General features: G+C 59.9%; 19 protein-coding genes. 8 read left to right on the top strand and 11 right to left on the bottom strand.

Annotation, left to right across the window (positions count from 1 at the left end):
• The first annotated feature begins 174 nt into the window (after positions 1-174).
• From ACZZ0A_RS26885 to ACZZ0A_RS26855, 7 genes are all read left to right on the top strand, one after another.
• On the top strand, positions 175-1,416 hold the full coding sequence (locus ACZZ0A_RS26885) for an SfnB family sulfur acquisition oxidoreductase (protein ID WP_463543956.1): 1,242 nt from the start codon (positions 175-177) through the stop codon (positions 1,414-1,416).
• 25 nt (positions 1,417-1,441) lie between these two features.
• On the top strand, positions 1,442-2,635 hold the full coding sequence (locus ACZZ0A_RS26880) for an SfnB family sulfur acquisition oxidoreductase (protein WP_463543955.1): 1,194 nt from the start codon (positions 1,442-1,444) through the stop codon (positions 2,633-2,635).
• Positions 2,635-3,993, top strand: a complete 1,359-nt coding sequence (locus tag ACZZ0A_RS26875; protein ID WP_463543954.1) for an LLM class flavin-dependent oxidoreductase — start codon at positions 2,635-2,637, stop codon at positions 3,991-3,993. The genes ACZZ0A_RS26880 and ACZZ0A_RS26875 overlap by 1 nt, the downstream gene beginning before the upstream one ends.
• A 126-nt stretch (positions 3,994-4,119) precedes the next feature.
• Positions 4,120-4,929: a MetQ/NlpA family ABC transporter substrate-binding protein gene (locus ACZZ0A_RS26870; protein ID WP_007918730.1), complete on the top strand. Its 810-nt coding sequence runs from the start codon at positions 4,120-4,122 to the stop codon at positions 4,927-4,929.
• 2 nt (positions 4,930-4,931) lie between these two features.
• Entirely contained in the window at positions 4,932-6,053 is a 1,122-nt protein-coding gene (locus tag ACZZ0A_RS26865) for a methionine ABC transporter ATP-binding protein (protein ID WP_463543953.1), read from the top strand.
• On the top strand, positions 6,043-6,687 hold the full coding sequence (locus ACZZ0A_RS26860; RefSeq protein WP_034151854.1) for a methionine ABC transporter permease: 645 nt from the start codon (positions 6,043-6,045) through the stop codon (positions 6,685-6,687). Before ACZZ0A_RS26865 ends, ACZZ0A_RS26860 begins: the two co-directional genes overlap by 11 nt.
• Positions 6,688-6,857: 170 nt before the next feature.
• Complete coding sequence (locus tag ACZZ0A_RS26855) at positions 6,858-7,484, top strand: class I SAM-dependent methyltransferase (RefSeq protein WP_095113921.1); 627 nt, start codon at positions 6,858-6,860, stop codon at positions 7,482-7,484.
• 1 nt (position 7,485) lies between these two features.
• On the opposite strand, the gene ACZZ0A_RS26850 is transcribed toward ACZZ0A_RS26855, so the two are convergent.
• The 4 genes from ACZZ0A_RS26850 to ACZZ0A_RS26835 form a co-directional block, all read right to left on the bottom strand.
• A complete protein-coding gene (locus tag ACZZ0A_RS26850) occupies positions 7,486-9,738 on the bottom strand; it encodes a glycoside hydrolase (protein ID WP_463543952.1) in 2,253 nt (750 codons plus the stop codon).
• Between the two features lie 90 nt (positions 9,739-9,828).
• Positions 9,829-12,894, bottom strand: coding sequence for an efflux RND transporter permease subunit (locus ACZZ0A_RS26845; RefSeq protein WP_007918721.1), 3,066 nt, complete (start codon positions 12,892-12,894; stop codon positions 9,829-9,831).
• Positions 12,891-13,955, bottom strand: coding sequence for an efflux RND transporter periplasmic adaptor subunit (locus ACZZ0A_RS26840; protein WP_095113919.1), 1,065 nt, complete (start codon positions 13,953-13,955; stop codon positions 12,891-12,893). The genes ACZZ0A_RS26845 and ACZZ0A_RS26840 overlap by 4 nt, the downstream gene beginning before the upstream one ends.
• Positions 13,952-15,055, bottom strand: coding sequence for an efflux RND transporter periplasmic adaptor subunit (locus ACZZ0A_RS26835; protein WP_463543951.1), 1,104 nt, complete (start codon positions 15,053-15,055; stop codon positions 13,952-13,954). Before ACZZ0A_RS26835 ends, ACZZ0A_RS26840 begins: the two co-directional genes overlap by 4 nt.
• Positions 15,056-15,173: 118 nt before the next feature.
• Here ACZZ0A_RS26835 and ACZZ0A_RS26830 point away from each other — a divergent pair, with 118 nt between their 5' ends.
• Positions 15,174-16,388 (top strand): AAA family ATPase, encoded by a 1,215-nt coding sequence (locus ACZZ0A_RS26830; protein WP_463544114.1) that lies wholly within the window; start codon positions 15,174-15,176, stop codon positions 16,386-16,388.
• Between the two features lie 323 nt (positions 16,389-16,711).
• Here ACZZ0A_RS26830 and ACZZ0A_RS26825 read toward each other — a convergent pair whose 3' ends face one another.
• The 7 genes from ACZZ0A_RS26825 to ACZZ0A_RS26795 form a co-directional block, all read right to left on the bottom strand.
• Complete coding sequence (locus ACZZ0A_RS26825) at positions 16,712-17,584, bottom strand: transporter substrate-binding domain-containing protein (protein ID WP_007918717.1); 873 nt, start codon at positions 17,582-17,584, stop codon at positions 16,712-16,714.
• A complete protein-coding gene (locus ACZZ0A_RS26820; RefSeq protein WP_007918716.1) occupies positions 17,581-18,363 on the bottom strand; it encodes an amino acid ABC transporter ATP-binding protein in 783 nt (260 codons plus the stop codon). The genes ACZZ0A_RS26825 and ACZZ0A_RS26820 overlap by 4 nt, the downstream gene beginning before the upstream one ends.
• Positions 18,360-19,019 carry an amino acid ABC transporter permease gene (locus ACZZ0A_RS26815; protein ID WP_007918714.1) on the bottom strand — a complete coding sequence of 220 codons (660 nt, stop codon included), beginning with the start codon at positions 19,017-19,019 and terminating at the stop codon, positions 18,360-18,362. Before ACZZ0A_RS26815 ends, ACZZ0A_RS26820 begins: the two co-directional genes overlap by 4 nt.
• Positions 19,000-19,665 (bottom strand): amino acid ABC transporter permease, encoded by a 666-nt coding sequence (locus tag ACZZ0A_RS26810; RefSeq protein ID WP_463543950.1) that lies wholly within the window; start codon positions 19,663-19,665, stop codon positions 19,000-19,002. The genes ACZZ0A_RS26815 and ACZZ0A_RS26810 overlap by 20 nt, the downstream gene beginning before the upstream one ends.
• Positions 19,666-20,261: 596 nt before the next feature.
• The gene (locus tag ACZZ0A_RS26805; RefSeq protein ID WP_007918708.1) at positions 20,262-21,059 is read right to left on the bottom strand and encodes a MetQ/NlpA family ABC transporter substrate-binding protein; all 798 of its coding nucleotides are present in this window, start codon (positions 21,057-21,059) and stop codon (positions 20,262-20,264) included.
• Positions 21,060-21,225: 166 nt separating this feature from the next.
• The gene (locus ACZZ0A_RS26800) at positions 21,226-22,158 is read right to left on the bottom strand and encodes a sigma 54-interacting transcriptional regulator (RefSeq protein ID WP_007950263.1); all 933 of its coding nucleotides are present in this window, start codon (positions 22,156-22,158) and stop codon (positions 21,226-21,228) included.
• A 53-nt stretch (positions 22,159-22,211) separates the two neighbouring features.
• The gene (locus tag ACZZ0A_RS26795) at positions 22,212-22,793 is read right to left on the bottom strand and encodes an alpha/beta hydrolase (protein ID WP_007918704.1); all 582 of its coding nucleotides are present in this window, start codon (positions 22,791-22,793) and stop codon (positions 22,212-22,214) included.
• Between the last annotated feature and the right edge of the window lie 168 nt (positions 22,794-22,961).

Genomic DNA, 22,961 nt, shown 5'->3' with positions numbered 1-22,961 from the left:
TTTATTTAATTTTTATACACGCTTAGGGTATATGAACCGGACCACCGGACATTCTTTCGTTCGCCGCACTTTTGCGGCGTTTTTCATGAGATGTGAGGTAGGTAGTATGGTCCGGAACACAATCACCCCAGTGCAGATCGCCAGGGCATTGCGTGCAGCCAAGGAGCGGCACTGATGTCCAGTCTGGCAGATGCAAACGTCCAGTCGGATCTGGACATCGCCCCACTGTTGTTGCCCGCGCAGGTCTTGCGCAACGACGCCCAAGCCATCAAGGCTGCCCATGAACTGGCGCAAGTCGCCCGCGTGCAGGCCGCCAAACGCGACCGCCAGCGCAAGTTGCCGTGGTCGGAAATCGAACAGTTCACCCGCAGCGGATTAGGCAGCATCGCCATCCCGCGCGAATACGGTGGCCCGCAGGTTTCCTTTGTCACTTTGGCCGAAGTGTTCGCGATCATCTCCGCCGCCGACCCGGCGTTGGGGCAGATTCCGCAGAACCAGTTCGGCATTATCAATCTGGTACTCGGCAGCGCGACCGAGGAGCAGAAGAAACAGCTGTTCCAGAGCGTTCTGGAAGGCTGGCGCATCGGCAATGCCGGCCCGGAACGCGGCACCAAAAACACCCTGGAGCTGAAAGCGCGAATCACCGCCGACGGTGATGATTACGTGATCAACGGCCAGAAGTTTTATTCCACCGGTGCGCTGTTTGCGCATTGGGTGGCGGTCAAGGCGCTCAACGATGACGGCAAGCAAGTGCTGGCCTTTGTCCGTCGCGGCACGCCGGGTTTGCGCATCGTTGATGACTGGTCGGGTTTCGGTCAGCGCACCACCGCCAGCGGCACGATTCTGCTGAACAACGTGCGTGTCGAATCGAGCCTGGTGGTCGACAACTGGAAGATCAACGAACCCCCTAACACCCAAGGCGCGGTGTCGCAGTTGATTCAAGCGGCCATCGACGCCGGCATCGCCCGTGGCGCCATTGATGACGCTATCGAGTTCGTCAAAACCCGTGCACGGCCGTGGATCGACGCCAAGGTTGATCGCGCCAGCGATGACCTCTATGTGATCGCTGACATCGGCAAACTGAAAATCGAACTGCACGCCGCCGAAGCGCTGCTGCGCAAGGCCGGCAAAGTGCTCGATCAAGTGCACGCCGCGCCGCTCACTGCCGAGTCTGCCGCCCGCGCTTCGATCGCCGTGGCCGAAGCAAAAGTGCTGACCACCGAGATTTCCTTGCTCGCCAGCGAAAAGCTGTTCGAACTGGCCGGCAGCCGCGCGACCCTCGCCGAATTCAACCTCGACCGTCACTGGCGCAACGCCCGCGTGCACACGCTGCATGACCCGGTGCGCTGGAAATATCACGCGGTCGGCGCCTATCGCCTCAACGGCACTTTACCGGCTCGCCATTCCTGGATCTGAGACGACCAGACATCTGGAGAAAAACATGACGCTATCCCATCACGTCGCGGTCATCACCAGCGATGAGCAAGCCCTGATCGTCGCCAGCGATCTGGCCGAAGATTTCAAACGCGACAGCGCCCTGCGCGACCGTGAACGTCGCTTGCCACTGCCGGAACTCGATGTATTTTCCCGCTCCGGTCTATGGGGCATCAGCGTGCCCAGGGAATACGGCGGCGCTGGCGTGTCCAACGTAACTTTGGCCAAAGTCATTGCCCTGATCGCCCAGGCCGACGGCTCGCTCGGGCAGATTCCGCAGAACCATTTCTACGCACTGGAAGTGCTGCGCGTAAACGGCAGCCACGCACAAAAACAACGGCTGTACGCCGAGGTTCTCGCCGGCCAACGCTTCGGCAATGCCTTGGCAGAACTGGGCACCAAAACCGCCCACGACCGCGTCACCAGCCTCAAGCGCGCCGGTGACGGCTATCGCATCAACGGTCGCAAGTTCTATGCGACAGGCGCGATTTACGCACAGCGCATTCCTACTTCTGTGGTGGATGAAAACGGCGTGCAGCAACTGGCCTTCGTCCCGCGTGACAGCAAGGGCCTGACGGTGATCGACGACTGGAGCGGCTTTGGCCAGCGCACCACCGGCAGCGGTTCCGTAGTGTTCGAAGACGTGTATGTAGCCGCCGAAGACGTTTTGCCGTTTCAAAGCGCTTTCGAACGCCCGACCACGGTCGGCCCGTTGGCGCAGATCCTTCACGCCGCCATCGACACCGGCATCGCGCGCGCCGCTTATGAAGACGCGCTGCATTTTGTGCGCAGCAAAACCCGGCCATGGATCGATTCCGGCAACGACAAAGCCACCGAAGACCCGCTGACGCTGAAAAGCTTCGGCCATTTGAGCATTCGCTTGCACGCCACCGAAGCCTTGCTCGAACGTGCCGGCGAATTCCTTGACGCCGCGCAAGCCGAGACCAACGCAGAAACCGTCGCCGCCGCTTCGATTGCCGTCGCCGAAGCACGGGCGATCAGCACTGAAATCTCTTTGGCCGCCGGCAGCACGCTGTTCGAACTGGCCGGCAGCCAGGCGACCCTGATCGAACATGGCCTCGACCGCCATTGGCGCAACGCCCGCGTGCACACCCTGCACGACCCGGTGCGCTGGAAATATCACGCGGTGGGCAACTACTACCTCAATGACGAAAACCCTCCGTTGCGAGGGACGATCTGATGAGCGCGGCGAAAAAAAAGATCCTGCTGAATGCGTTCAACATGAACTGCATTGGCCACATCAACCATGGCCTGTGGACGCATCCGCGCGACACCTCGACGCGCTACAACACCCTCGAATACTGGACGGAACTGGCGCAATTGCTGGAGCGCGGGCTGTTCGACGGTTTGTTCATCGCTGACATCGTCGGCGTGTATGACGTCTATCAGAACTCGGTCGACGTCACGCTGAAAGAGTCGATCCAGCTGCCGGTCAACGATCCGTTGTTACTGGTTTCAGCGATGGCTGCCGTGACCAGAAATCTTGGTTTCGGTCTGACCGCGAATCTCACTTATGAGCCGCCGTATCTGTTCGCCCGACGCATGTCGACGCTCGATCATTTGAGCCGTGGTCGTGTTGGCTGGAACATCGTCACCGGTTATCTCGACAGCGCCGCGAAAGCCATGGGCCTCAGCGAACAGGTGGAACACGACCGTCGCTACGATCAGGCCGACGAGTATCTGGAGGTGCTCTACAAACTCTGGGAAGGCAGCTGGGAAAACGGCGCAGTGCTCAACGACCGCGAGCAGCGGATCTACGCCAACCCGGAAAAAGTGCACAAGGTCGAGCACAAAGGCGAGTTCTATCAGGTCGAGGGTTATCACCTCTGCGAGCCTTCGCCACAGCGTACGCCAGTGCTGTTTCAAGCAGGCAGTTCCGAACGCGGTTTGCTCTTCGCCGGACGCCATGCCGAGTGCGTGTTCATCAGCGGTCAGAACAAACCGTCGACCAAAGTTCAGGTCGACAAGGTCCGCGCCAGCGCCGTTGAAGCGGGCCGCAATCTCGAGGACATCAAGGTGTTCATGGGCCTCAACGTGATTGTCGGCGCAACGGAAGAAGCCGCGTGGGCCAAGCACGCCGAGTACCTGAGTTACGCCAGCGCCGAAGCTGGCGTGGCGCATTTTTCCGCGTCGACCGGCATCGATTTTTCGCAGTACGAGATCGACGAACCGATCCAGTACGTGAAGAGCAACGCCATTCAGTCCGCCACCAAAAACCTGCAGAACAACGACTGGACCCGGCGCAAATTGCTCGACCAGCACGCCCTCGGTGGTCGCTACATCACCGTCGTCGGCTCGCCGGAGCAAGTGGCGGATGAGCTGGAATCGTGGATCGCCGAGACCGGCCTCGATGGGTTCAATTTGACCCGGATTGTTACGCCGGAGAGCTATGTGGATTTCATTGAATTGGTGATTCCGGAGTTACAACGGCGCGGGTCGTACAAGACTGCGTACGACACCGGCAGCCTGCGCGAGAAGCTGTTTCACGGTGCGGCGCAGTTGCCCGTGCAACACACCGGCGCAGCGTTCCGCCGCTAAAAGCATCGCTGGCAAGCCAGCTCCCACAAGGGTTTGTGGCGTTCACAAAACCTGTGGGAGCTGGCTTGCCAGCGATGAAGCCCGACCCGACACCACAAAATTAATGCACTGACTGGAAAAACCATCATGACCAAAAAACGCCTGTCACACCCAGTCAAAGCACTGGCCCTGGCCCTCGGCCTGTTCAGCTCGGCAGTCTTCGCCGCCGACGCACCGCTGAAAATCGGCACCACCGCCGCCTTCGCCATTCCGCTGGAAGCCGCCGTCGAAGAAGCCTCCAAACAAGGCCTCAAAGTTGAGTTAGTGGAATTCACCGACTGGATCGCGCCGAACGTCAGCCTCGCCGCCGGCGACATCGACGTGAACTACTTCCAGCACATCCCGTTCCTTGAAAACGCCAAAGCCGCGTCGGGTTTTGATCTGGTGCCGTTCGCGCCGGGGATCATCAACAACGTCGGCCTCTACTCGAAAAAATACAAAAGCTTCGACGAGTTGCCCGAAGGCGCCAGCGTCGCCATCGCCAACGATCCGATCAATAGCGGCCGTGGTCTGCAACTGCTGGCCAAGGCCGGTTTGATCACCCTGAAACCGGGCGTCGGCTACAAGGCCACCGAAGACGACATCGTCGCCAACCCGAAGAAAATCAAAATCCTCCAGGTTGAAGCCGTGCAATTGGTACGCGCCTACGACGACGCCGATCTGGTTCAGGGTTACCCCGCCTACATCCGTTTGGCGAAGACCTTCGATGCAGGTTCGGCACTGCTGTTCGACGGCCTCGACCACAAGGAGTACGTGATCCAGTTCGTCATCCAGCCGAAGAGCAAAACCGATCCGCGCCTGATCAAATTCGTCGACATTTACCAGCACTCGCCGGTTGTTCGCGCCGCACTGGATAAGGCTCACGGCAAGCTGTATCAAGCCGGTTGGGAAAGCTGAGCATGACGGCCGCGATCCAACGGCGACTGGAGTTTCCAGAGCCCCACAATGCTGAAAAAACCGAACTGCACCCCGAGTTGAATCGCGCCCACGTACGCTTCATCGGCCTGGGTAAAACCTACAACGGCCGGCAGGGCCCGGTCGCGGCTTTGCAGGGCATCGATCTGGCAATTCAGCGCGGCGAAGTGTTCGGCATTATCGGCCGCAGCGGCGCCGGCAAGTCGTCGCTGATCCGCACGATCAATCGTCTGGAACAACCGACCTCAGGACGGGTGTTGATCGATCAGGTCGATATTGGCGGGTTCGATGAAGACCGTCTGGTTGCTCTGCGCCGGCGCATCGGCATGATCTTTCAGCACTTCAATCTGATGTCAGCCAAGACCGTTTGGCAGAACGTTGAATTGCCGCTGAAAGTCGCGGGTGTGCCGAAAGAACAACGCGAGAAAAAGGTCCGCGAACTGCTCGAACTGGTCGGCCTGCAAGCCAAGCACAAGGCCTACCCGGCGCAGCTTTCCGGCGGACAGAAGCAGCGTGTCGGCATCGCTCGCGCGTTGGTGCATGACCCGGATATTTTGCTCTGCGACGAGGCCACATCGGCACTCGACCCGGAGACCACTCAGTCGATCCTTGGCCTGCTGCGCGAAATCAATAAACGCCTGGGCCTGACCATCGTTCTGATCACTCACGAGATGGCGGTAATTCGCGAAATCTGCGACCGCGTCGTGGTGCTGGAGCATGGCCGGGTGGTCGAACAAGGCCCGGTCTGGGAAGTGTTCGGTAATCCGCAGCACGAGGTCAGCCAGACCTTGCTTGCGCCGCTGCAACACGCGTTACCGGAAGAATTGCAAAGTCGCTTGCACACGCTGCCGCCCTCCTCCGACGCCGCTGTGGTGCTGCGCCTGCAATTCACCGGCAGTGCCAGCGACGAGCCGGATCTGGGCGCACTGTTCGCCGCGCTCGGCGGGCGGGTGAAATTGCTTCAGGGCGGCGTCGAACGGATTCAGGGTCACGCGCTGGGGCAACTGTTGTTGGCTGTCAGCGACTCAGCGTTCAGCGCCGAACAATTGCGCGAGCGCGCCGCACCGTGGGCGCAACGCGTGGAGGTAGTGGGTTATGTGGTTTGATCGCTTGCTGCAGGGCTTTATCGATACGTTTCTGATGGTCGGCGTATCTTCGCTGATCGCGCTGCTGGTGGGGATTCCCATGGCGGTGATTCTGGTCACCAGCGACAAGGGCGGGATCTACGAAGCGCCGGTGTTGAACCGTGCCTTGGGCGCGTTCGTGAATCTGTTCCGCTCGATCCCGTTTCTGATTCTGATGGTCGCGCTGATTCCATTTACCCGGTTGATTGTCGGTACCACCTACGGTGTCTGGGCTGCCGTCGTGCCGCTGACGATTGCCGCCACGCCGTTCTTTGCACGGATTGCTGAAGTGAGTTTGCGCGAGGTTGATCATGGTTTGATCGAGGCTGCGCAGGCGATGGGCTGCCGGCGTTGGCATATCGTCTGGCATGTGCTGTTGCCGGAGGCGCTGCCAGGGATTGTCGGCGGTTTCACCATTACGCTGGTGACGATGATCAACTCGTCGGCCATGGCCGGGGCGATTGGCGCGGGTGGGTTGGGGGATATCGCCTATCGCTATGGGTATCAGCGCTTTGACAGCCAGATCATGCTGACGGTGATTGTGTTGCTGGTGGCGTTGGTGGCGGTGATCCAGTTGGGTGGGGACCGGTTGGCGCGGGGGTTGAACAAGCGCTGAGCTCATCCGGAATCATGCCGCGCCTCTGAAACCGCTTTCGCGAGCAGGCTCGCTCCCACATTTGGAATGCGTTCCCCTGTGGGAGCGAGCCTGCTCGCGAATGGCTGCGCAGCAGCCCCGAACTCGATGGCGTATATTCGGCAAATCCCAATTGCCCGCGTATCCCCACCATGAAGCAGACCCCCAACGATCTCGAACAGATAACCACCACCACCCTCGGCCACTACAACTCGGTGGCCGAAGACTTCCGTGAAGGCACCCGCGACCACGATGTCAGCCAGAACATCGATGCGCTGCTGCGGCATATTCAAGGTGTGGCGCCGTTCACGGTTCTGGATTTCGGCTGCGGGCCGGGGCGGGATTTGCAGACGTTTACGCGTATGGGGCACATCGCCGTGGGTCTCGACGGTTCCCAAGAGTTTGCGCGAATGGCCCGTGAGGACAGTGGTTGCGAGGTGCTGCAACAGGACTTTCTGAAACTCGATCTGCCGGCTGAACGCTTCGACGGAATCTTCGCCAATGCGGTGCTGTTTCATGTGCCATTGCAGGAATTGCCACGGGTTTTGCAACAGCTGCGCGATACCTTGAAACCGGGCGGTGTGCTGTTCAGCTCTAACCCGCGCGGGGATAACCGCGAGGGCTGGAACGGGCCGCGCTATGGCTCGTATCACGATCTGGAGGCATGGCGCGGGCTGCTTGCCCGCGCCGGATTCGTCGAACTTGAACACTACTTCCGTCCCGCAGGCCTGCCGCGCGAACAGCAGCCGTGGTTGGCCAGCGTCTGGCGCAAAGTCTGAGTCAGGGAGTTGCCTGCACCCGGTAGTGGCTGACGGTACCTTCCGGCAGCAGCAGCGTGACGCTCTCGCCGGGCAGGGTCCGGCCGTCCACTTCACGCGGGGCTGGATCGAAGTTGGCCAGCAGCCGAGTGCCGTCTTCAAATGAAGTCTGCTGCACCTGCCGATCCCCGCTCAGCCATTGGAAACCGGTCAACGCCTGCGTCGCCAGGCGCTCATGCAGCGGACGGAAAAATGCATCCTGACGAGCCATCAGCGGCAGTCGCTGCGCCAGCGTTGCTGCACTCAGGTGGTACAGCGGCGGCACGTTGTACAGCAATTGCGTCAGTTCGTTTTCCACCCTTGCGTTGCCTGGTTTAAGGCTGTCGAACAACCAGTGATGGGTGGTGATGAGCGAACCGTGGAACACCGCTTGATAAAGCGGCAAACGACTGGCCGGGTCAAAGTGAATGCGCCGCAACGGTTCCTTTATTGGCACGGATTTGAAGAACAAGGCCGGTTGCTCCGGCGGAAACCACTTGCCGACAAAATATTCGGAATCCGGGTTTTTACTCATGTCGGCATCGCCCCAACCGATCACCGGTGTCTGCATGCCATGAGCGAACAGTACGCCTTGGGCCGTCGTTGCATTGCCGTCTTCTGAGCCGCTGGGCAATTGCAACACTTCATTGATCCAGCGCGACGCCGCGACATTGCCTTCGGCGTTCTGTGCCTGTGTCATTGGGGCGTCCGCACGGTAGCTGTCGAACACCATGCCTGTGGCGTAGGCGTCGAGAAACCAGCTGTTGAAACCAGCGGCGACGCTGACCGCTTTGACCCGTTGCTCCAACAAAGGGCGCACGCAACGCGGGTCGGTGTAATGACCCGACTGCTGAAAGCCGCTTTTCATCGTGCGATCTTCCAGCAAGATGGCGCACTCACGGTAAGCCGTGTCACCCAGATGTGCGGTGGTCCAGTCTGGATTCTCATCCCGCCTCAGCGCGGTCTCGTAAGAGTCATACGGTGCAAGCAGATACCCCGCCTGCACGCCCGCGCGAACCGCCTCGGGATGCCAGAGGCCGCCCTCCCAGCCCTCGCCAAGCCCCAACCACAGGCGCGGCAGCCCAGCGTTCTGCAATCGCTCAATCGTATCCAGCGACAAAGTGCTGCCCCATTGCTCGGAATTGGCTGTCACGGCACCCGCGAACTCGCGGGCCAGTTGCCCGCGCAAGGCAACATAACCGTTGGCCAGTGCCTGCATGTCCGGCACCGCGCGGGCTTGCCAGGTTTTGCGCGCCTGAGTGTTCAGCGCGTGATTGAGGCTGCGCAGCAGCACGTCTTGCTGATAACGATCGAGCACCGTTTCGGTGGCCAGCAACTGCAAGCCTTCGCGATCCATGCCTTCGCGCAATGCGCCGGCAAGGCGGCTCGGGCCGCGCAACTTGCCAAGCAACGCCGGCCAGTTGCGCACATCCTTTTGCCCCAGCAGATCGTTACCCCACACGTAGACATGACTGGCGCCCAACAGCTTTCGCGACGCCGGTGTTTTCTCAAGCTTGCTGCTCAGGCTTTCGTAACGGCCGGTGTCGATCAGCCATTGCCGGTAGCGTTTGGCGCCGGCCAGCGGGTCGGCGTCACCCAAAAACAGGCTGAACGTCAGCGGTGTCGACGGCTTGAGTGAGGTGAATTGGTGGCGCACCGACAAAGCCAGCGAATCGCCTTCAGCGTTGAACTGCAGTTGTTTGTTAAAGGGATTGGTCAGCAACCAGCTGAGGCTGAATCCCTCATGCTCGACACCCCAGATCGGCAGACTCATGTCCTGAGTGGCATTGAGCACCCCTTGACGCACCAGAAACGCCTGCCACACCGGATCGCCGCGCGGCACATAATGCCCCTCGGCCAAGGGCCAGATCAGGCCCTTGCCCATGGCATTGCCGGGCTGGCGCAAGAACTCAAGTTCAGCCGGGGCGCGTGCGGTGATCGAGAACGTCAGGTCGCGTTGATCGAGATCAACGCTGAGTGACCAGGCGCCATCGTTCCATTGCCAGTCGACGCGATTGTCGCGTTGCACCAGGTTGCTGACCCTGTGCGCGGCGACACCCGTCGATGCCTGTACAGTCGCGCCGTTGGCCGGGGTGACTCGCACGGCGAGGGTTGCGGGGTCGAGTTGTACGCGCCACAGCGGGTTCACCAAAAGGATGTCGGCCAGCGATGAGGGCGACAGGCACAGGCCGGCCAATAACAGCAGTTGGCGCAGCCAGCAAGTGACAGTCGACATCAGGCGTCCCTCCTCCAAATGGAGGAAGGACGGTAACGCAAGGCATCACAGTTGTAAGTCAGACCTTTCCCAAAGGTGTAACAAACGCACTCAGCGGGTCGATGACGAAGCGTCCTTCTTCGGCTCGCGAATCTTGTACCAGGCCACATACAGCGCCGGCAGGAACAGCAGCGTCAGCAACGTCGCCACCACAATCCCGCCGATCATCGCGTACGCCATCGGTCCCCAGAACACTTCCCGGGCAATCGGGATCATGCCCATGCTCGCCGCTGCCGCGGTCAACAGGATCGGCCGACGCCGATGCTCAGTCGCCTCCACCACCGCATCCCACGGTGCATAGCCCTTCTTCTCGAACTCATCGATCTGCGTCACCAGAATCACCGAGTTACGGATGATGATGCCGATCAGCGCGAGAATCCCCAGAATCGCCACAAAGCCCATCGGCGTACCGGTCGGCACCAGCGCCAGGACCACGCCGATCAGCCCCAGCGGCGCGACACTCGCCACCAGGAACATCTTCTGCACGCTGTGCAACTGGATCATCAGAAAGGTCGCCATCAAAAACAGCATCAACGGCAAGACCTTGGCAATCGGCCCCTGCGCCTTGCCGCTTTCCTCGACCGTACCGCCGGTGGCGACCTTGTAGCCGACCGGCAATTTGTCAGCGAAGGCATCAATCGACGGCTTGAGGATTTTCACCAGATCGGTCGGCTGGATCTCGTCGCGCACCGAAGCCTTGATGGTGATGGTCGGCAAACGGTCGCGACGCCACACCAGCGGCTGTTCCAGCTCATAGCGCACAGTGGCGAACGCCAGTAACGGAATCGATGTGCCGTTGGGCGTAACGATCTGCAGATTCTGCAGGGTTTCCGGCGTACCGCGCTCCGAATTCACCGCCCGGCCGACCACATTGATCAGATAGATGTCGTCGTTGACCTGGGTCAAAGGCGCGCCGCTGACGATGCTGTTCATCAGGTTCGCCACGTCTTCGGAGGACAACCCGAGCTGCCGCGCCTTGTCCTGCGCGATGTCGATGCGCAGGACTTTGCCCGGCTCGTTCCAGTCGTAAATGATCTCGCCGATGTGCGGGTTCTTGTCCAGCTCGGTGGCGAGGTCGATGGCGTGTTTGCGCACTTGATCGATGTCCTTGCCGCTGACCCGGTACTGGATCGGACGCCCCACCGGCGGGCCCATTTCCAGCGCCTGGACGTAACTGCCGATGCCGACGAAGTCTTTGTGCAAGCGCTCGCGCAGACGCTGACTGAGTGCCTCACGGGCCTCGAAGTCTTTGCTGACGATCACCAGTTGCGCGTAGTACGGGTTTTGCAATTGCTGGTCGAGCGGCAGATAGAAACGGATCGCGCCCTGACCGATGTAAGTACTCCAACGCACGATGTCCGGATCCCCTTTGAGCGTCGCTTCGAGCTTGTCGACAGCCTTGCGGGTTTCGTCGATCGAGGCGTTTTGCGGCAGGTTGAGGTCGACGAGAATTTCCGGGCGGTCCGACGCCGGGAAAAACTGGTTCTGTACAAAGCGCATGCAAAAAATCGACAGAACAAACAGCAGTACGGTGATCCCGATCGCCCACCAGCGATTGCGCATCGCCCACAACAGGCCGCCATTGAACGCACGCCCGACGCGGCCAGGCTCGGCTTCATGGGGTTTCACGTTGGCGCTGAGAATGTGCACGCCGATCACCGGAGCGAAGAACACCGCGACAATCCACGACACAATCATGGCCACGGCAATCACCGCAAACAGCGTGTAGGTGTACTCACCGGCGGAACTGGCGTTGAGGCCGATGGGCACGAAACCGGCGACGGTCACCAGTGTACCGGTGAGCATCGGGAATGCCGTCGAGGTGTAGGCGAACGTCGCGGCTTGCTCCTTGGTCTCGCCCATTTCCAGGCGCGTGACCATCATCTCCACGGTGATCATCGCGTCGTCGACGAGCAGGCCGAGAGCGATGATCAGTGCGCCGAGAGAAATCCGCTGCATGGTGATGCCACTGTATTCCATGAACACAAACACCATCGCCAGCACCAGCGGAATCGAGCACGCCACCACCAGGCCGGCGCGCACGCCGAGGCTGATGAAGCTGACCACCAGCACGATGATCACCGCCTCGAACAGGGCACTGGTAAAGCCACCGACCGCTTCTTCCACCACCACCGCCTGATCGGACACGGTGTGCACACCCACGCCAACCGGCAAGTCTGCAGTCAGTTCATCGATGCGCTGGTGCAACGCCTTGCCAAACTCCTGAACGTTGCCGCCCTTCTGCATGGCAATCGCCAGACCGATGGCCGGTTTGCCGTCGAAGCGGAATTCCGGGGTAGCCGGATCGGTGTAACCGCGAGTGATGTCGGCGATGTCAGCCAGGCGATAGAAACGGTCGTTGAGTTTGAGATTGACCTCGGCCAGATCCTTTTCCGAGGCGAACTGCCCCGAAGTGCGCACGGAAATCCGCTCAGGGCCGGCCTCGATCACACCGGCCGGGGTCACGGCGTTCTGCGATTGCAGGCTCTGCACGACCTGACGCTGATCGATACCCAACGCCGCGAGTTTGCGGGTAGAGAAGTTCAGATAAATCACTTCGTCCTGCTGGCCGATCATTTCGATCTTGCCCAGCCCCGGTACATTGCGGATCTCGGCCCGCGCCTGTTCCACGTAATCGCGTAACTGGCGCATGGTCAGGCCATCGGCGGTGAAGGCGTAGACCGAGCCGAACACATCACCGAACTCGTCGTTGAACCCGGGCCCTTGAATACCTTTGGGGAACTGCCCGCGAATGTCGTCGATCTTCTTGCGCACCTGGTACCAGATTTCCGGGATGTCCTTGGCGCTGGTGGTGTCGCGCAGGTACACGTACACCGTCGATTCGCCGGGGCGCGTGTAACTTTTCACGTAGTCGAGGGAGTCGAGTTCTTCGAGTTTTTTCTCGATGCGATCGGTGACCTGCGCAAGGGTTTCCTCCTGGGTCGCGCCCGGCCATTTGGTCTGGATCACCATGGTCTTGATGGTGAACGACGGGTCTTCTTCGCGGCCCAGATTGAAGTACGAGAACACGCCCATCAGCAATGCGACGAACATCAGGTACCAGACGAATGACTGATGCTTGAGGGCCCATTCGGAGAGGTTGAAAGAGCCTTTCATTGACTGTCCTCGTCAAGTTTTACCGATTGTCCGGGTTTGAGGCTGTTGACGCCCGCGCTGACCACGCGCTCGCCATTCTTCACGCCGCCCGCGAGCACTACGCTGCTGTCGGTGCGGCTGATCACGCTGACGTCGCGAGGGCTGACGGTTTTGCTCTGGGTGTCGATGACCCAGATCCGTGGTTTGCCGTCGACCTCCTGCAAAGCGGTAGCCGGCAATTCGATGCGCGGTTTGATCGCCGAACTGAGGGTCACGCTGATCGCCGTGCCGAGGCGGAAACCGTCCGGTGTCTCAGCCAGCGTCAGGCGTGCGCGACGAGTACGCGTGGCGCTTTGCGCCTGCGGTTCGATCTCGCGAAGGGTTGCCGTGGTGTTGATGCTCGGGTCGAGTTGCCCGGCCACCAGAAACACCACGTCGGAGGGAATCTGATCGACCAGGGTGTCCGGCAGATCGATCACCGCTTCCTTGATGTCCGGTTGCGCCAGGGTCACGACCTGCTGGCCCGCCGTCACCACTTGCCCGGCTTCAGCGTTCCACGCGGTGACCACGGCTTTATGGTCGGAACGCAGTTCGGTGTAGCCGAGCTGGTCCTTGCTTTGATTGACCGCCGCCCGTGCCTGGTCCAGCGAGGCCTGGGTGGTTTTCAAGTCCGTGGTGGCAATGTCCAGTTGTGCCTGCGCCCCGACGCCACGATCGAACAGCGCCTGCTGACGGCGGGCATTGGCCTGGGCATTGATCAGTTGCGCCTGAACCTTGGCCAGGTCGCCCTGGGCCGAACGCAATTGGTTCTGCTGATCAGACGGATCGAGGGTGGCGAGCAGCGTGCCCTTTTGCACTTCGGTTCCGACATCGACGTTGCGGCTGGCGATGCGGCCACCGACGCGGAAACCGGTGTTGCTTTCATAACGCGCCTGGATGCTGCCGGCGAAACGCCCGAGGCTTTCCTCGCTCAGCGCTTGAACCTTGACCGATAACACCGGACGTACCGGCTCCGGAGGTGGCTCGCTTTTCGAGCAGGCCGCCAGCAACACACCCACGGATAACAGCCCCAGACGCTTCATGGCTGTGCTCCCGGTTGCAGATCCTTGTAGGTGTTTTCAGCGATTTCGACTTTCATGCCGGGATGCAACAACTGCCCACCGGCGACGATGACTTTTTCCCCGCCCTTGAGGCCTTCGCTGATGATGACCTTGCCGATCAGGTAGCGGCCGACGGTCACGTTGTGCAACTGCGCTTCACCTTTATCGTCGACCATCCACACCGCCGGATCACTGATGTTTTTGGTCAGCGCCGACCATGGCAATTCGACTGCCGACTTGCCGCTGCCCTTGGCCGTGGCGCTGACCACCGAGCCCAGCTGCATCCCTTGTGGCAAGCTGTCGAGGCTGACTTTGACTTGCACCGTGCCGGACTGCGCCGACACCGCCGGGGTGATTTCACGCACCGTACCGGTGGTTTTGATGGCAGGGTTATCGAGCAGGCTGACGACGATCGAGGGATCCGCAGGACGCTCGGCCAGCAGCGATTCGTAGACGTTGAACACCGCGTCACGGTCGCCGTCGCGGGCCAGCGAAAAAATCGGCGCCGTGGCCTGCACCACTTGGCCGACTTCTGCTTGGCGCTCGGTAATCACGCCCGGCGCATCGGCAATTAACGCGGTGTAGCTGAGCTGATCCTTAGCGTTGGCCAATTGCGCCTGCGCCGCGCTCAAGGCGCTCTGGCTGCTGCGCAGCGCCGCTTGGGCGGAATCGTATTCGCTCTGGCTGGTGTAGCCCTTGGGCAGGAGTTTTTGCTGGCGTACGAACGCCGCGGCACTCTGTTTCACCCGGGCTTGTTCGGCGACTACCTGAGCCTGGGCGGAGTCGACGTTGGTCTGCAAATCCTTGGGATCGAGTTTGGCAAGCACCTGTTTGGCGGTGACCCGGTCGCCGACGTCGACCATGCGCTGGATGATCTTGCCGCCGACGCGGAACGACAATTCAGTCTGCACGCGCGCCTGCACGTCACCGGTCAATGTCACCGAAGCCGCGTAATCCGTGGGTTTGACCTCTTGTACAAAGACCCGTGGCAGGTATTCCTCAGGGGCTTTTTTCTCGCCGCATGCGGTCATCAAGGTGAACAGACTCAGCATGACCGCTGTTTTCAAACCGGGACTCGCCATGCAGACTCCTTCCTGTGTACGAACGTGCAAGTGACGATACGACTGTGAGCTTAGAACAGGGTTCAACGTTCGCCCGTTCGTCCCCCATATTTCCTCCGGCAGCTCCTACAATAGGCCCCTGAAGAGAAGGAATTCCAAGCTCAATACTCTCGCGGTGGCCAATTACCGTTCGATCAACAAACTGGTGATCCCGCTCGGCCGCCTGAACCTGATCACCGGCCCCAACGGCAGCGGCAAGTCCAATCTCTACCGAGCCTTGCGCCTGTTGGCGGAAACCGCTCAGGGCGGGGTGGTCAATGCGCTGGCCCGTGAGGGTGGACTGGAGTCGACCTTCTGGGCCGGGCCGGAAACCATCAGCCGGCGTATGCGCAACGGCGAAGTGCCCATTCAGTCGACGGTGCGTCAGGGTGTGAAGCGGCTGCGCCTGGGGTTTGCCGGAGAAGACTTCAGTTATTCGATCAGCCTCGGGCTGCCCGACTCTAACGGGCACTTCATGTTGCCCGAACATTCGCGGCCGATCCCCTCGCGCTTCAGCCTCGACCCGCAGATCAAGCGCGAATGCATCTGGGCCGGCGCGCTTTACCGTCCCGCCAGCCTGCTGGTGGATCTTGACGGCCCGATGATCCGCGCACGCGCCGAGCGCCAATGGGATGTACTGGCGCAACACACGCCGAACTTTGACAGTCTGTTCGATCAGGTCGGCAGCCTGCGCAGCTCACCGGAAGTGTTCCAGATGCGTGAGTTCATTCGTCGCTGGCGCTTTTACGATCACTTTCGCAGCGATGCCGATGCACCGGTGCGCCAGCCGCAATTGGGCACACGCACGCCGGTGCTGCATCACGATGGGCGTGATCTGGCGGCGGCGTTGCAGACCATCATCGAGATTGGTGATGGCGACGCCATGCGTGCGGCGATTACCGATGCGTTTCCTGGCGCACGGGTGCATATCGAAGCGCAGGCCGGCGGACGGTTTGCCATCGAGTTTTATCAGGAAGGCTTGTTGCGGCCGTTATCGGCGGCGGAACTGTCGGACGGGACGTTGCGCTATCTGCTGCTGGTCGCCGCGCTGCTGACGCCGAGACCGCCGACGCTGATGGTATTGAACGAACCGGAAACCAGTTTGCACCCGGATCTGTTGCCAGCGCTGGCGCGGCTGATCATTCGCGCGTCGGAGCAGTGTCAGGTGTGGGTGGTGTCGCATGCGCGGCGGTTGATTTCGGCGTTGCAGGAAGACCCTGAGTGCAATTGCATCGTGCTGGAGAAAACCCTGGGGCAGACCGGGATTGTCGGGCAGCGAGTGCTGGATGAGCCGGCGTGGCATTGGCCGGATTGAGTGATTCAGGCAAAAGCCCCTCACCCTAACCCTCTCCCAGAGGGAGAGGGGACTGACCGAGTTGTTCTTTCTAGTTACGCCGACATGTAAGTCTCGAGTTGAACGCAGGTTTTTGAAAAGCCCAGAGATCGGCTCCCTCTCTACAGGGAGAGGGCCTGACCGCGGATGTTCGGGAATTACGCCGACCTGAAAATGCTGTTGTGAATCCATAATCGACTCGGCTTTTCAGGTCGATGTCTAATGCAGGACACCTCGGTCGGCTCCCTCTCCCTCGGGAGAGGGCTGGGGTGAGGGGCAGGCCTCACCACAGACTCAGCGGGCAATCACCCCTGCCACTTGCCACCCTCGACAATCACGCTCTCAGGCTTGGTGTCATCGCTCAGCTCTTTACGCACATATTGGTCGTACAGCTTGAGCAGATACTTCTCCTCACCCAGCTTGCTCAGCTCAGTATTCACCCAGTCACGCAACTCGATATTGCCCTTCTTCACCGCCGGCGCAATCGGCGCTTCTGCACCCAATTTGTCATCCAGCACACGATAACCCGGGTTCTGCTTGGCCCAGCTGAACAACACCAGATTGTCCTGTGCATAAGCATCGCCTCGACCATTGGCCAGGGCCTGCAGCGACTCGGAGTTTTTCTCGAACTTCAGCAGTTTCCAGTCCGGGTGATTCTTGGTCAGCCAGATATCGGCAGTGGTGCCGGTGGTGACGATGGTGGTGCGGGACGCCAGGTCATCAAGGTTTTTCACCGAGCTGCTCTGCGGCACCAGCGCCTGCACCGCAACCTTGAGGTTCGGGTTGGTGAATTCCACCGCTTCCTTGCGCTCCGGGGTTACGGTCATGTTGGCGAGGATCAGGTCGACCTTGTCGCTTTGCAGGAATGGAATACGGCTCGCCGGCTCGACTGCAACGAACTCGACCTTGTTTTCATCGCCGAGCAGATCCTTGGCGAAACGACGGCCGATGTCGGTATCGAAGCCGACGTAGCGCCCGGCCTCATCGACAAAACCGAATGGCGGCTTGTCGGTAAAGACGCCAACGATCAGTTTGTCGCGAGCCTTGATCTTGTCCAGGTAACCGGCCGGCGCGGAGCTTTCGCTGGCAACCTTCGGCTTTGGCGGTTCTTCGGTTTTGCTGCAACCGGCAAGTAAGGCGAGGCTCAGTAGGGGCAGTAAAAAAGCGGCAGTTTTCATAACAGTTCCAGTTCCTTTGTCGGATTCGTTTTTGGCAGTGTTGCCACGAAGGAGAACTTCTCCAGAAACTGCTGCGCGCGTGCGGTTTGCGGGTTCGTAAAGAAAATCTCGGGCGGGTTCTGTTCAAGGATGCGCCCGGCATCCATGAACACGATGCGGTCGGCCACCGCGCGGGCGAAGGCCATTTCATGGGTGACGATCAACAGGGTCATGCCTTCGCGGGCCAGGCCCTGAATGACCTGCAAAACTTCCTTGACCATTTCCGGGTCGAGGGCAGCGGTGACTTCGTCGAAGAGCATTACGCGCGGGTTCATGCACAGCGAACGGACAATGGCGATGCGTTGCTGCTGGCCGCCGGAGAGCTGACGCGGGAAAGCATCGCGCTTGTCCGCCAGGCCCACGCGTTCGAGCAGCGCTTCGGCTTGCTGCTGCGCCTCGCGGCGCTGGCGCTTCTGCACCTTGAGCGGGCCGAGCAGCAGATTGTCGAGCACGCTCATGTGCGGGAACAGGTGATAACTCTGGAACACCATGCCGATCTGCTGACGGATCTCGCGCCAGTCAGTGGACTTGCCCAGCAACTCGCGGCCTAGAAATTTCAGGCTGCCGCTGTGAGCCTCTTCCAGACCGTTGAGGCAACGCAGCAAGGTGCTTTTGCCGCAGCCGCTGGGGCCGAGAATGACGATCACTTCGCCGCTCTGCACCTGCAGATCAATGCCGTTAAGCACCTGCTGCTCGCCATAGAATTTGTTGAAGCCGTGAAACTCGATCAATGCGCTCATGCTTGCGTCCAGCGCCGCTCCAGCACGCGCGAGGCGGCTGACAGCGGGTAGCAGATGAAAAAGAAAAACAGGAACAACGCGCCGTAGATCAGCACCGATTCGTAAGTGCGCTCGATGATCTGCTGGCCGACCTTGATCACGTCAACCACACCGATCAACACCGCCAGCGAGCTGGTCTTGATGATCCGCGTGTAGACGTTGATGGTCGGCGGCGTCATGCGCTTCAGTGCTTGCGGCAGCAGCACATAGCCATAAAGTTGTGCGGCGTTCAGACCGATCGACAGCCCCGCTTCGCGTTGCCCGCGCGGTAACGAATGCAGCGCACCGCGCGCCACTTCGCCGACCTCGCTGGCGCCCCACAGCGACAGCACCAGCACCGCGCACCAGAAACTCGGAATGCTCAGACCAAAGAAAATCGGCAGACCGAAGAACAATAGATACAGCCAGACCAGCACCGGGATCGCCCGGAACAGCTCCAGATACACCCGCAGGATCGCGTTCAGCCACGTCACGTTGAGCGTTCGCAGCACACCGTAGAGCACGCCGCCAACGGTGCTGATGGCGATGCTCAGAAACGAGATCGACAGGGTTTGCCCGGCGCCTTTGGCCAATTGCGGCAACGACACCCAGAGCAACTCAAGACCCGAACTGGCCATGCTGGAGCCTCCTTTCCAGACGGCTGAGCAACAGCGACAGCGGCAAGAACAGCAGCACGCAGATCAGCGTCAGCACGGCGAGCATTTCGTAGGTTTTGTAATAGAGCGCGATGTAGCTCTTGGTGGTGTAGAGGATTTCCGGCACCGCCACCGCCGAGACCACGGTGGTTTCCTTGAGCAGGAAAATGAAATTGGCGAACAGCGACGGCAGGCTGAGAATCCCCGCTTGCGGCAGGATCACGTAGCGCAGCAACTGACCGTGGGACAGGCCGATCGAGCGCCCTGATTCCAGTTGCGCCTGCGGCACCGCATCGACGCCCGCACGCAATACTTCGGTGAGATAGGCGCCACCGAGAAAGGTCATGGTGATAATCGCGGCGGTGAAGCCGGAGACTTTGATCCCCAGCGCCGGCAAGGCGAAGTAAACGAAGAACAACTGGATCAACAGCGGTGTGTTACGCGCCAGCTCCACATACAGGCCGACCAGTTTTTGCAGGTATGGCGTGCGGAACACCAGAATCGTCGAGTTGAGCAGCGCCACCAACAGCGAGGTGCCGATGGCGATGAATCCGACCTGCAGCGTCACGCCCACGGCTTTGAGAAACGCCGGCAGGGTGCTGAGGATAAATGCGTAATCAAAGGTCATGAAACGTCCTGGACGCCGCTCGGTAAGCGACGGTGGTGCACTCCATGGACAGCGGGTGGCTGTCCGGCAGACACCGACTTTATAGATATAAAAACAAGAATTTAAATACCGTTAAAGCATATTGATATCACCCAAAAAACTATCTTGTGGGTTTGCCGGGAAGGAATAAGAAGGCTATTTTTCTTTGCGCTGTAGGACGGATCTTTTTTTCACGAAAGCCCTCCAAGGACGAACAGCTTTTGGCCAGACTCACCCGGCCAAACTCATAACAAGGAAGAGAACATGGACGTAAAAGTGCCGCAGCGACTGGATCCGCAGGAGATTGTGAAATTGTTGGTGGCGTTGAGGCGGGCGTTGAAGGCTCAGGTTGCCTGAAGCCTGTACCGATCGTTCCCACGCTCCGCGTGGGCATGCAGCCCGGGACGCTCCGCGTCCCTGCCAAAAGCGGACGCGGAGCGTCCATTGAGGCATTCCCACGCAGAGCGTGGGAACGATCAAAATCACCGGCCGAAAAATTGCGTACATACAAAAACGCCGATGACCATCGCTGGCCATCGGCGTTTTCACACCTTGAAGGGGGTGGTTCCAGCGTCAGATCAGAACGCCGGCAGTACCGCGCCGTTGTACTTCTTCTCGATGAACGCTTTGACTTCCGGGCTGGTCAGGGCTTTGGCCAGTTTCTGGATCGCGTCGCTGTTCTTGTTGTCCTCACGGGCCACCAGGAAGTTCACGTATGGCGAGTCAGCGCCTTCAATCACCAGCGCATCTTTCTGCGGGTTCAGCTTGGCTTCGAGGGCGTAGTTGGTGTTGATCATGTCCAGATCAACTTCCTTCAGAACGCGTGGCAGCAGGGCCGATTCCAGTTCCTTGAACTTGAAATTGTGCGGGTTCTTGGCGATGTCTTTCGGCGTTGCCAGCGCGTTTTTCGGGTCTTTCAATTCGATCAGGCCAGCCTTCTGCAGCAGGATCAGCGCACGACCGCTGTTGCTGCCTTCGTTCGGGATGGCGATGGTCGCGCCGTCCGGCAGTTCAGCCAGGGTCTTGTACTTGCTCGAGTAACCACCGAACGGTTCAACGTGCACGCCCTGCACAGTCACCAGGTACTTGGACTTGTCGTCCTTGTATTTACCCTGGTTGAAGCTGTTCAGATACGGCAGGGTCTGGAAGTAGTTGGCGTCCAGACGCTTCTCGCCAACCTGTACGTTCGGCTGAACGTAGTCGGTGAACACTTTGATTTCCAGATCCACGCCTTCTTTGGCCAGGGTCGGTTTGATCAGTTCAAGGATTTCAGCGTGCGGCACCGGGGTCGCAGCAACCACCAGTTTCTCGCCGGCATTGGCCAGGGAAGCAGTCAGAGCAGCCGCCAATGCGGTAAACAACAGAACCTTTTTCATGCAGTGTCCTTATCGAAAATCACGGTCGTCATCGACGACGGCATTAATACGTGTGCCAGTGAAGTGATATCGCTGGCGTGGGTCGGACAATACCGGGATTTTTTATTCCCGGACAATAACGTTTATTCAGCTTCATATTCCATTTTGTTCATGTTGAACGAAACGGTTACAAACCCTCACTCAAACGAATCAGCAAATCTTTCAAGGCCTTACGCTCATCGACGCTACCGCCGATGTTGATTTGTGCAACCAGCCGTTCGATCTGAAGCTGCGGCCCAGACACCTCGGGCAGATTCAGGTGCTCCGGCAGAATTTCGTCGCCCGTGCTCACCAGCAAGGCAAAATGAATGACGTTTTCCAGCTCTCGAGTGTTGCCCGGCCAACTGTGTTGTTCGAGCACATGCTGCGCCGCTTCGCTGATCAATGGCACCGGCAAGTCCAGACGCTGGCTATAGATGCCAAGGAAATACTCGGCCAGCGAAAGAATGTCGCCGATGCGCGCGCGCAAGGCGGGCAACTCCAGTTGCCCTTCGCTCAAATAGTGATAAAGGCGCTCATGAAATTTTCCGGCGTCCACCGCTTGCGCCAGATCGATGCTGGTCGCCGCGACCAGGCGCACATCCACCGGGCTCGGCTGATGCGCTCCGACACGGGTGACTTCGTGGTTTTCCAGCGCTGCCAGTAGTTTGATCTGGATCGGCAGCGGCAAGTCGCCGATTTCATCCAGGTACAAGGTGCCGCCATTGGCCGAACCGAACCAGCCCGCGCGACTGCTCGCCGAACCGCTGTAGGTGCCGGCGGCATAGCCAAACAGTTCTGCATCGGCGTAGGTCGGGCTGATGGCGCCGCAATTGACAGAGACGAACAGACCACTACGATCGCTGGCGCGATGGATGTGCCGGGCGAGTAGCTCCTTGCCGGTACCGGTCTCGCCACGTATCAACACCGAGACCGATCGTGGCGCCAATTGCTCAAGCTCTTCGCGCAACTGACGCGAGCGCGGATCGACAAACACCAGCGCTTTGGCGCGAATGCTCAGGGGGCTTTTTTCTGCATCGGGAAAGGTCAGCAACGGCTGACCGAACGTTTCGAAACTCATGGCAGACTCCCGCCCAAAACCGCCGGGAGACGGGGGCGTTGAAAGAAATAAAATCAGGCGCGGCGGCGGGCGTGGTGTTCCAAGCGGTTTTGCAGGCGATAGAGATAGGCAAAACCCTGCTCCCAACGCTGATGCCCGGACTTGACGTTGATGTGTCCGGCGCCAGCAAGAATCCCCGCTTCGGCGCCCCAGTTGCGCGCCAGTTCAAGCGCTCGCGGTGCACTGACGGCAGCATCGTTATCGGAGCTGACCACCTGGCTCGGGAACGGCAGCAGATCCGTCGGAATCGGTGCGAAGTTGCGCAGCGCCGGCGCGCAGGCCGGACGCTCGACGTCCGCTGGCGCGACCAGCAAGGCACCGCGTACCTGACGCAGGTATTGCAGCGGCGCCGTGGCTGCCCAATGGGCAACGGTGATGCAGCCGAGGCTGTGGGCGATAAGAATGACCGGCGTGCTGTCGGCTGCAATCGCCTCGGCCAGTGCCGCCACCCAGTCTTCACGACGCGGCGTCAGCCAATCGGCCTGCTCGACCCGCGCGCTGTTCGGCAGGCTGTTTTGCCAGTGGCTTTGCCAATGATCTTCTGGCGATCCTTGCCAGCCCGGCACAATCAGGTAGCGGATTGATTCGTTGCGCATGGGGAGCTCTCCTGCGTCGTGTCTGTTCCTGGACGAGTATAGGGAGGGGATTTATATTCGTTAAGGAATAAGAAGCTATTTATTAAGACCTGAATTGAATATGCGACGTGTGCATGGCATGAAATCTTTTCCCCCTCACCCCAACCCTCTCCTCCATGGGGGCGAGGG

The sequence above is a fragment of the Pseudomonas sp. AC242 genome (assembly GCF_979258655.1).
The sequence above is the reverse complement of the archived record's forward strand: the minus strand, read 5'-3'. Positions and strand labels throughout refer to the sequence as shown.

What these genes read in the sequence shown, in the direction of transcription:
- ACZZ0A_RS26885 (WP_463543956.1), top strand. Translation starts at nt 175, where the DNA reads ATGTCCAGTCTGGCAGATGCAAACGTCCAGTCGGATCTGGACATCGCC.
- ACZZ0A_RS26880 (WP_463543955.1), top strand. Translation starts at nt 1,442, where the DNA reads ATGACGCTATCCCATCACGTCGCGGTCATCACCAGCGATGAGCAAGCC.
- ACZZ0A_RS26875 (WP_463543954.1), top strand. Translation starts at nt 2,635, where the DNA reads ATGAGCGCGGCGAAAAAAAAGATCCTGCTGAATGCGTTCAACATGAAC.
- ACZZ0A_RS26870 (WP_007918730.1), top strand. Translation starts at nt 4,120, where the DNA reads ATGACCAAAAAACGCCTGTCACACCCAGTCAAAGCACTGGCCCTGGCC.
- ACZZ0A_RS26865 (WP_463543953.1), top strand. Translation starts at nt 4,932, where the DNA reads ATGACGGCCGCGATCCAACGGCGACTGGAGTTTCCAGAGCCCCACAAT.
- ACZZ0A_RS26860 (WP_034151854.1), top strand. Translation starts at nt 6,043, where the DNA reads ATGTGGTTTGATCGCTTGCTGCAGGGCTTTATCGATACGTTTCTGATG.
- ACZZ0A_RS26855 (WP_095113921.1), top strand. Translation starts at nt 6,858, where the DNA reads ATGAAGCAGACCCCCAACGATCTCGAACAGATAACCACCACCACCCTC.
- ACZZ0A_RS26850 (WP_463543952.1), bottom strand. Translation starts at nt 9,738, where the DNA reads ATGTCGACTGTCACTTGCTGGCTGCGCCAACTGCTGTTATTGGCCGGC.
- ACZZ0A_RS26845 (WP_007918721.1), bottom strand. Translation starts at nt 12,894, where the DNA reads ATGAAAGGCTCTTTCAACCTCTCCGAATGGGCCCTCAAGCATCAGTCA.
- ACZZ0A_RS26840 (WP_095113919.1), bottom strand. Translation starts at nt 13,955, where the DNA reads ATGAAGCGTCTGGGGCTGTTATCCGTGGGTGTGTTGCTGGCGGCCTGC.
- ACZZ0A_RS26835 (WP_463543951.1), bottom strand. Translation starts at nt 15,055, where the DNA reads ATGGCGAGTCCCGGTTTGAAAACAGCGGTCATGCTGAGTCTGTTCACC.
- ACZZ0A_RS26825 (WP_007918717.1), bottom strand. Translation starts at nt 17,584, where the DNA reads ATGAAAACTGCCGCTTTTTTACTGCCCCTACTGAGCCTCGCCTTACTT.
- ACZZ0A_RS26820 (WP_007918716.1), bottom strand. Translation starts at nt 18,363, where the DNA reads ATGAGCGCATTGATCGAGTTTCACGGCTTCAACAAATTCTATGGCGAG.
- ACZZ0A_RS26815 (WP_007918714.1), bottom strand. Translation starts at nt 19,019, where the DNA reads ATGGCCAGTTCGGGTCTTGAGTTGCTCTGGGTGTCGTTGCCGCAATTG.
- ACZZ0A_RS26810 (WP_463543950.1), bottom strand. Translation starts at nt 19,665, where the DNA reads ATGACCTTTGATTACGCATTTATCCTCAGCACCCTGCCGGCGTTTCTC.
- ACZZ0A_RS26805 (WP_007918708.1), bottom strand. Translation starts at nt 21,059, where the DNA reads ATGAAAAAGGTTCTGTTGTTTACCGCATTGGCGGCTGCTCTGACTGCT.
- ACZZ0A_RS26800 (WP_007950263.1), bottom strand. Translation starts at nt 22,158, where the DNA reads ATGAGTTTCGAAACGTTCGGTCAGCCGTTGCTGACCTTTCCCGATGCA.
- ACZZ0A_RS26795 (WP_007918704.1), bottom strand. Translation starts at nt 22,793, where the DNA reads ATGCGCAACGAATCAATCCGCTACCTGATTGTGCCGGGCTGGCAAGGA.